The following is an 8,373-nucleotide window of genomic DNA, read 5'->3' as shown; positions in this document are numbered from 1 at the left end:
GGCTGGAGATGGGCAGCACCTGCCCGGTCGCCAGCAGCAACCCCGGCGCCGTGCCCCACGCGGTCCTCAACGCCGCGCCCAGCAGCGCCCCCACCTGATCTCCCGCCAGCCCTCCGGCCGGCGCTCCCGGTTCCGGTCCCGGTGACGCCTCCGGCTCTGATCCCGGTAACGTCCCCGGCTCTGTTCCGGACCTACCGGACGGCGTCTCCGTTCCTCGCGGTGTTCCCGGTCTCCCCGGTGGCGTTTCCGGTGCGGTTCGCGATGTAGTGCCGGGCCTCGCGCCCGGCCGTTGCCGCACTCCGCAGGAGTGGGCACATCCGCACGCACCCTGGCCGTGCCACTGGTGCTGGCGGCCGTCGTCCTCACGCGTGGCCTGCGCGTGGCGGCAGTCCCCCGCAGGCCGAGGCCCGGCGTGGGTGGGAGGGGCACAGGTATCCCCGGGAGGATCAGGCGACTGCCACTCACCCCACCGTGACTCGCGCGAGTGCGGCTCCTGCCGGTGTGGCGAGCTCCGCTGTGACTCCCACTGCTTCGGTGAGTTTCGCCGTGACTCGCCCTGCTGCGGCCCGCTCGGCTGTGGCGGGCTCTGCTTCGGCGAGCTCTGCTGCGACTCCTGATGCGGCTCGCTCCGGTGGCTGGTCTCCGCGTGCGCGTCCTCGGTTCGCCGGACGGTCTCGGCGTCTTCGGCGTTTTCGGCGTTTTCGGCCTGCCGGGCGTCTCGGCCGTACTCAGCCGCCTCGGCATTCCGAGAGCCCTCGGCGTGCCGGGCGTCCCGGCTGGCCCCGGCCACCTCGGCGCCCTGAGTGTTTGCGGCGCTTTCGGGGTGCTCGGTGCCGGGGGCGGGACCGGCCACGGGGTCGGTGGGGAGGGATTCGGCGTTGACCAGCACCAGGAGCTCGGCGGCGATCTTCTCCTCCAGCAACGCCATGAACACATCCGCCTGACGCACCCGCAGCGGCCGGTCATCACCCTCCGCCCGCGGTCTGGCATAAGCATCCAGCAACGCCTGCAACCGGGCGGCGTGCTCACGCGGGAGATAGAACTCCCCTTCCAGCCCGCCGCCCTTACCCGGGCGGACCCGCAGGAACCGCCGCCCGTAGTCGGCCCGCTCATCGCGGTCCGCACCGTCGGGGTCCAGCACCGCCCGCAGATAACGGCCCGCCTTGGCCACCTCCGCCGCACCCGCCCTGGCCGCCAGCTCCAGCAGGATCGGCTCGGCCAGCGCGGCCTGCTCATCCGACAACCCGGAGACGGCCGCGCAGATGGCCTCCACCACCCCCGCCGCCAACTCTCCGACGGCGAACTTCTCCCGCACGAGGGGAAGACGGGCCAGCTCCACCGCCAACGTCAGCAGCCGGCCCGCACCCGCCACCGTCATCCCGCCCGAGGTGCGCAGCCAGCTACGGGTGGAGGCATGACCATGCCGCCTGGCCTGCCCCGCCCGATGCACCCGACCCACCCGATCCGCCAACGCCGCAGTGATGCGATCCCGGGCGAACGACAACTCCTCGGCCTCGGCCAGGCAGATGTCCGCATCGTCGGGAACCGGCGCCAGCGCCAACGCCTGCGCCGACTCCCGCAACGAGGCCACCAGCACCCATGACGGACGAGGCCGGTCGCGACCGGGATGCTCTGGATCGTCGGCACCGTCGCTCGTGGCGTGGTCACCGGTGGGAGCGCCGTTGAGAGGGCCACCGCCAGTGCCATCGACAGTGCCATCGACAGGGCCATCGACAGGGCCATCGACAGGGCCGCAGGCCGAGTCGCCGTGGGCCATGCCGCAGGCAGGGCTGTCATTCGTGGATGCGCCACGCGCGTGCCCGCCGTGCACGAACTTGACGCCGCAATCGTCACGGGCGAGCGAACCTTCGGATGACCACAACGGCGAGTCGGCGACCAATCGGTCCCACCAGCCGTCATCGGTGATGTTCGAATGACAAGGGTGTTCAGGATCGAAGCCGAAAAGACCCATGACACCCCCAGGAGATTCGAAAGCCTGTACTAATTATTTACTCCCCTGCGAAACAGAGCAACCCACCAGGAGAAGTAGTTGGAGTTACAGGCAGAATCACCGCAGAGGGCAAATGTCGCACACTTCAGCGCATTACTCGTCAACGGCGGAATCGACCTTTACGTTGTAGATCTATATGGCATTCGCGCGCCAGCAACGGGGTCTTGTGCTGTGGTTATGCAATCGAGACGGCAGCCGCCGTGCTCCAACTCGGCCGCATCCGCGTCTTTTTCATGCTCGGTAGAGCGTACCTATCCGCCAATTCTTGGGAGGCCGCAATAATGCGAGGAATCGCCCGCCGCGCCCGCCGCCGACGCGAGGACGGAGCACGGCTCAGGCGTTCCCCGCGCGAGATGTGGGTCAACGGCCTGTTCACGGTCGTCTCCGCGCTCATCGTCACGCTCGGGACCATGTCCACGCCGCTGCTCTCCAGCGACAACACCGAGCCGCACGGTCACAGGGCCGGGTGCGGGGCGCACTGCGCTCACGACGGCCCGCCCCACGGGCGCTGCTCCCTGCCGGGCCGGCACACCGGCGGGCCCCCGGACGGACGGAAGGACGCCGCCGATCCGAGTATCGGAGACGCCCTTCACTTCGCGGTCGCGTGCTGAGCGGTCACGCGCTGAGCGGTGGCGTGCAGGCGGATGCGAGTCACGCGGATGCGTGGTGCCGAGCCGGACAGGGCGGAAAAGATCGCCGAGGCCCCCGTGCCGGCCCTCAGCGCCCGCCGTCGCGGGGCCGTACGACCGCGACGGGGCAGTGCGCGCGGTGCAGCACCGCGTGGCTGACCGAGCCGATCAGCGCGCCGTGCACGCCGCCGAGCCCTCGGGAGCCGACGACCACGAGGTCGGCCACGAGCGAGGCATCCGCCAGCGCCGGGACCGGGTGGCCGCAGACCGCCGACTCGACGAGCGGGACGTCCGGGTGCTTGTCACGCCACGGCGCCAGCCGCAGCCGCGCCGCGCGCGACTCGTTCTCGTAGACCTCCTGGAGCATCGAGCCGTAGCCGACGGCGAAGGGCGAGAACGTCGGCATCTCCCAGGCGTACACCGCGTGCACCCTGCCGCGTCGCGCCCGGGCCTCCTCGAAGGCGAACTCCAGGGCCGCCTCCGAATGGGGTGACCCGTCGAAGCCGACGACGACCTCGTGGTACTCGTCGCGGTGCGGCTTGCGCACGACCACCACGGGAACCTCCGCGTGACCGGCCAGGCCGAGGCCGACCGACCCGAGGACCAGTCCGGAGAACCCGCCCAGCCCCCGGCTGCCGACCACGAGGGCTCTCGCCCCGGACGACCCGGCGCGCAGCGTCTCCACGACCGTCCCCTCCGCCAGCTCCGTGGTCGCCTCCAGATCGGGGGCGATCTCGCGGGCGCGGGCGGCGGCCGCGGCGAGCACACCCTCGCAGAACTCGCTGTAGGACTGGGCGAAGCCTTCGACCGCGTGGAACGGGTACTCGTGCGCCCACGGTTCGCGCACATGGACGATCCTCAGCGCCGCGCCCCGGCGCCGCGCGTCGTCCGCCGCCCACTCCAGCGCCGCCGTCGCGGGCTTCGATCCGTCGACGGCGACGACGATCTGTCCGGCCATGTGCTCTTCCTCCTGTGCTCAAGCGCTACGCGGGCGCGCGGGGGGGTTGGTGCTCCCGGCCACCATCGCACCGTGTCCGCTGCCCAGGGCGCAGCAGACCAAAGTCCTCAAGCGCCGGGACTTCCGCCCGCCGGGTCCGACAGTGAACGGACGGAACGGCCGCGGGACCTTCGGCCCTGCCCGCCGGTGCGGCCCGGGCGTGTGATGGAAGTCGCGGGCCTGTCCCCGGGCCCGCGACCGCGACCGCGACCGGAAGGAGGCCGCCATGCACATGCAGGTGCAGGACGTCATGACCACGGACGTCGCGTCCGTCCAGGCCGGCACGCCGTTCAAGGACATCGCCGAAGTGCTGATCGCCCGCGCCGTGAGCGCCGTTCCCGTCGTGGACGGGGACGGCCGGGTGCTCGGCGTCGTGTCCGAGGCCGACCTGCTGCGCAAGGAGGAGTTCAGGGAGCAGTACTACCGCGAGGGTTACCGGCCGCCGTTGCGCGCACGGCTACGCGACCGCCTCGGCCAGGAGAGCGGGGCGCGGGCCAAGGCGACCGGCGAGACGGCCGCCGAGCTGATGACCGCCCCCGCCGTCACCGTCACCGCCGGCACGACGGCGGTCGCGGCGGCACGCCTCATGGACGAGCACGGGGTCAAGCGGCTGCCCGTCGTGGACGCCGAGGGCCGGCTGAGGGGCGTCGTCAGCCGCCACGACCTGCTCAAGACCTTCGTACGCGCCGACGGCGAGATCGAACGCGAGGTACGCGTCGAGGTCCTCGGCCGGAGCCTGTGGGTGGACACCTCCAGGGCGGGCGTCCACGTCCATCAGGGTGTGGTGACGCTCACCGGCCGGGTGGACCGGCACAGCGACGCGCGGGTCGCCGTACGGATGACGCGCCGGGTCAGCGGAGTCGTCGACGTCGTGGACCACCTGGAATGGGAAGAGGACGACTCCCCGGCCGGGAAGCTGCCGTAGCGGCCGCCCGACTCAGGCCTTCGACAGCCTGATCACGTTCCAGGAGACCGGCGGCAGCACGATCCGGAGCGGATCGCCGCGGTGATCGGTGTTGGGGCGGGGCGCCACCCGCTCGGGGTCGTCGGCCGTGTTGCGGGCGTACACGTCCTCGTGCGTGAGCGTCGTCGCCTGGACGATCCACCCGTCCGCACCGAGCGGCCGCGTGTCGAGTTCCAGCTCCAGCGGCTCGGTCGCCGACCTGTTGACCGCGAACACCGTCGTGACCTCCTCGTCGTGCGTGGCGACCGCGTGCAGGACGGGCACCTCGCCGAACTCGGCGGTCTCGTACGACGGGCAGGCGGGCTCGACCCGTACGACCTCACCCCTGGCGTACCGCGCCGCCTGCGCGAACGGGTGGAAGGTCGTCTGCCGCCAGGCCCTGCCGCCGGGCTCGGTCATGATGGGCGCGATCACGTTCACGAGCTGGGCCAGGCAGGCCGCCGCGACCCGGTCGCTGTGCCGCAGCAGCGTGATGATCAGGCTGCCGAGGGCCACGGCGTCGGCGAGGTGGTAGTGGTCCTCCAGCAGCGGCGGCGCGACCGGCCAGTCCGGCGGGGGCGGCGCCGACTGGAAGCGGCTCATGTACCAGACGTTCCACTCGTCGAACGAGACGGTGATCCGCTTGCTGGAGCCGAGCCTGGCCCCGACCTGATCTGCGGTGGACACGACCGTGGAGATGAAGTGCTCCATGTCGGCGGCGCAGGCGAGGAAGCCGCCGAGGTCGCCGTCCTTCTCCTCGTAGTAGGCGTGGCAGGAGATGTGGTCGACCAGGTCGTAGGTCTCCTCCAGGACGGTCGCCTCCCAGGTGCCGAAGGTCGGCATGGAGGAGCCGGAGCTGCCGCAGGCGACCAGTTCGAGACCGGGGTCGACCATGCGCATGGCCCGCGCGGTCTCCGCGGCGAGCCTGCCGTACTCGCGGGCGGTCTTGTGCCCGATCTGCCAGGGACCGTCCATCTCGTTGCCCAGGCACCACATGCGGATGTCGTGCGGCTCCTTGGCGCCGTTGGCGACCCGCAGGTCGGACAGCGCGGTGCCGGACGGGAGGTTGCAGTATTCGAGCAGGTCGAGGGCCTCCTGGACACCGCGCGTGCCGAGATTGACCGCCATCATCGGCTCCAGGCCGGCCAGGCGGGTCCACCGGACGAACTCGTCGACCCCGATCTCGTTGGTCTCCGTGCTGTGCCAGGCCAGGTCGAGCCGCCGGGGGCGCCGCTCGCGGGGGCCGACGCCGTCCTCCCAGCGGTAGCCGGAGACGAAGTTGCCGCCGGGGTAGCGCACCGTGGTCACGCCGAGCTGGCGGGTGAGCGCGAGAACGTCGCCGCGGAACCCCTCCTCGTCCGCCGTGGGGTGGCCGGGTTCGTAGATGCCCGTGTAGACGCAGCGGCCGAGGTGCTCGACGAAGGTGCCGAACGTCCGGCGCCGTACGGGGGCCACCCGCTGAGCGGGATCGATGGTCAGCTGTGCGTGGAGCACGAGGGGGTCTCCTTCACCGGGACGACGGCTCTCGGCGATTGTTAGCGCTATCAACCATCCGGGTCAAGAGGTGATCACGCCGGTCCATGGATCGAGTCGCTCCCGCAGGGCATGCTCACAGTCGAAACAACCGTCCGGAGCGGGAGCGAGCATTGTGACTGGCGGCGTGACGATCGGCCGGGCCGGCCGGGCCCGGCGCGTTGGACCCCGGTGGACGCTGGTCGTACTGGCCGCGTCCGGCCTGCTGGCGGGCGCGTGCGGGACCGGCTCGGGGAGCGCTCAAGGGGGCGCGTCGGCGGCCACTCCGGCTCCCCCCGTGTCCTCCCCGGCGTCCCCCACGACGGCCCCGTCCGTGTCTCCCGCGGCGTCCCCCTCCGCGGCGGCGGGCTCCCTCGTGGCGGGCCGCTACCAGCCGCTGTGGCCGTTCGCGGACGAAGGACAGGTGCGGGAGTGGCAGGAGAGCTACCGTTCCGGCGGCCACCAGCCCTGGCACCTGGACGCGGCGCAGACCGCGCTCTCGTTCACGCGGGGATTCCTGGGCTTCAAGGGGGTCGACCAGGTGATCGAGCGCGAGGTGACCGGCGCGCACGCCCGCGTCTCCGTCGGCATCCGCGCCGAGGGCGGCGGACGGCCCGGCATCGCCGCCGTCATCCACCTGGTCAGGTTCGGCGCCGGGGCGCAGGCGCCGTGGGAGGTCGTGGGCACCGACGACACCACCTTCTCCCTCACCACCCCCCGGTACGGCGCCCTCGTGTCCTCACCCGTGAAGGTGGGCGGCAGGATCACGGGAGTGGACGAGCGCGTCCGGGTGCGGGTGCGCGGAACCGGGAGCGCCGGCCCCCTCGGCGAGCGCTGCTGCGTCTCTGCCGGAGGGGACGACGCCCCCTGGTCCACCACCGTCACCTTCCGTGCGGCCCCGGGCCGGACGCTCACCCTCGTGGCGAGCACCGGCGGCCACGTGGCCGAGGTCGAGCGATTCGCCGTCACCGGTGTCCGCGTCGCGCCATAAGCGGCTGGACGCGAATCTCAGTGGCCCCGGCGGATCCACTCGTCGAGGTGCGGCAGCTCCGCGCCGATCGTCGTGCTGTCGCCGTGGCCGGTGTGGACGACGGTCTCGGGCGGCAGGACGAGCAGGCGGTCGCGGATCGAGTCGATGATCACGCCGAAGTCGGAGAACGAGCGGCCGGTCGCGCCGGGGCCGCCCTGGAACAGGGTGTCACCGGTGAAGACGACGCCCAGATCGGGCGCGTGGAAGCAGCAGGCACCGGGAGCGTGCCCGGGGGTGTGGAGCACTTCGAGGCGGGTTCCCGCGACCTCGACGACCTGCCCGTCGGACAGCGTGCCGCCCGGTTCGCGATCGGGGTGGGTGAGCCGCCAGACCGGCAGGTCGGCCGGGTGCAGCAGGACGGGCGCCCCGGTCGCATCCGACAGCTCTGGCGCGACCCTCACGTGGTCGTCGTGGGCGTGGGTCGCGAGGATGGCCAGGACGCGCCGGCCCGCGATCACGTCGGTGATCGCCTTGACGTCGTGGGGCGCGTCGAACACCACGCACTCGTCGTCGTCGCCGAGCACCCACACGTTGTTGTCTACGTCGAAGGTCTGACCGTCCAGGCTGAAGGTGCCGGACGTGACGGCATGGTCGATACGGGCACTCACGCGAAGATCACCACCGAGCGGAACATGCCCTTATTCTGCACACGGTCCGCGAAGAGCCGCGACCGGGGGTCACGGTCCCTGCCGCTGGTCCTCGGCGGTCCGCGAGGGCTTGGGCGGCAGCACCGGCTCCAGGCGGAACATCCCGGCGGACACCTCGTCGGTGCGGGAGGAGGCCCCCCGCCTGCCCGCGACCGCCACGAGCACGTCGGTCACGGTGACCAGCCCCTGCAAAGTGCCCGAGACCCCCATGACCGGGACGACGTCCACCCCCGACTCCAGCATGACGGCCGCCACGGCCGGCAGCGACGCGTCGGGCGCCACGTGCGGGCACCTGCGCCCCGCCAGCAACTGCCGCACCTGGCTGCTCGACTGCTCCGCCGGACCGCCGGACCAGTGGGCCGCGATGTCCTCCCGGGTGAGCACGCCGATGATGCGGGAACCCGCGTCCACCACGGGCAGGTGATGCATCGACCCCCGGCGCATGAGTTCCCAGGCCATGAGCGGCGACTCGTCCGGTTTCACGGTCACGAGCACCCTGCTCATCACGTCGGCGGCGGTCATGGCTTCTACGCTCATCGTTTCCTCCCCGCGGCGCACCGGCCAACTCCATCCGACCATTGCGGGCATACCCGGCGCAGTGCCG

Annotated in this window: 8 protein-coding genes; 3 read left to right on the top strand and 5 right to left on the bottom strand. The window is 71.9% G+C overall.

Annotated elements, in window-relative coordinates; translation table 11 throughout:
* Positions 1 to 1,972, bottom strand: a 1,972-nt coding sequence (locus AAH991_RS23720; protein ID WP_346228099.1) for a DUF222 domain-containing protein, incomplete at its 3' end; no start/stop codon positions are given.
* Between the two features lie 320 nt (positions 1,973 to 2,292).
* Here AAH991_RS23720 and AAH991_RS23715 point away from each other — a divergent pair.
* Positions 2,293 to 2,622, top strand: coding sequence for a hypothetical protein (locus AAH991_RS23715; protein WP_346228098.1), 330 nt, complete (start codon positions 2,293 to 2,295; stop codon positions 2,620 to 2,622).
* Between the two features lie 106 nt (positions 2,623 to 2,728).
* On the opposite strand, the gene AAH991_RS23710 is transcribed toward AAH991_RS23715, so the two are convergent.
* Complete coding sequence (locus AAH991_RS23710) at positions 2,729 to 3,598, bottom strand: universal stress protein (protein WP_346228097.1); 870 nt, start codon at positions 3,596 to 3,598, stop codon at positions 2,729 to 2,731.
* Between the two features lie 265 nt (positions 3,599 to 3,863).
* Between AAH991_RS23710 and AAH991_RS23705 the strand changes: the two genes are divergently transcribed.
* Positions 3,864 to 4,562 (top strand): CBS domain-containing protein, encoded by a 699-nt coding sequence (locus tag AAH991_RS23705; protein WP_346228096.1) that lies wholly within the window; start codon positions 3,864 to 3,866, stop codon positions 4,560 to 4,562.
* Between the two features lie 12 nt (positions 4,563 to 4,574).
* On the opposite strand, the gene arfA is transcribed toward AAH991_RS23705, so the two are convergent.
* The gene (gene arfA, locus AAH991_RS23700; RefSeq protein WP_346228095.1) at positions 4,575 to 6,074 is read right to left on the bottom strand and encodes an arabinosylfuranosidase ArfA; all 1,500 of its coding nucleotides are present in this window, start codon (positions 6,072 to 6,074) and stop codon (positions 4,575 to 4,577) included.
* 154 nt (positions 6,075 to 6,228) lie between these two features.
* On the opposite strand from arfA, the gene AAH991_RS23695 reads away from it, so the two are divergent.
* A complete protein-coding gene (locus AAH991_RS23695) occupies positions 6,229 to 7,083 on the top strand; it encodes a hypothetical protein (RefSeq protein ID WP_346228094.1) in 855 nt (284 codons plus the stop codon).
* Positions 7,084 to 7,100: 17 nt separating this feature from the next.
* Here AAH991_RS23695 and AAH991_RS23690 read toward each other — a convergent pair whose 3' ends face one another.
* Together AAH991_RS23690 and AAH991_RS23685 are read right to left on the bottom strand one after the other, a co-directional pair.
* Complete coding sequence (locus AAH991_RS23690; protein WP_346228093.1) at positions 7,101 to 7,730, bottom strand: MBL fold metallo-hydrolase; 630 nt, start codon at positions 7,728 to 7,730, stop codon at positions 7,101 to 7,103.
* 69 nt (positions 7,731 to 7,799) lie between these two features.
* Positions 7,800 to 8,306: a CBS domain-containing protein gene (locus AAH991_RS23685; protein ID WP_346228092.1), complete on the bottom strand. Its 507-nt coding sequence runs from the start codon at positions 8,304 to 8,306 to the stop codon at positions 7,800 to 7,802.
* Between the last annotated feature and the right edge of the window lie 67 nt (positions 8,307 to 8,373).

Origin of the sequence: Microbispora sp. ZYX-F-249, from assembly GCF_039649665.1 — a bacterium.
Lineage (GTDB): Bacteria > Actinomycetota > Actinomycetes > Streptosporangiales > Streptosporangiaceae > Microbispora > Microbispora maris.
Note: the sequence above shows the minus strand (reverse complement) of the source record. Positions and strands in the feature narration are given on the sequence as shown.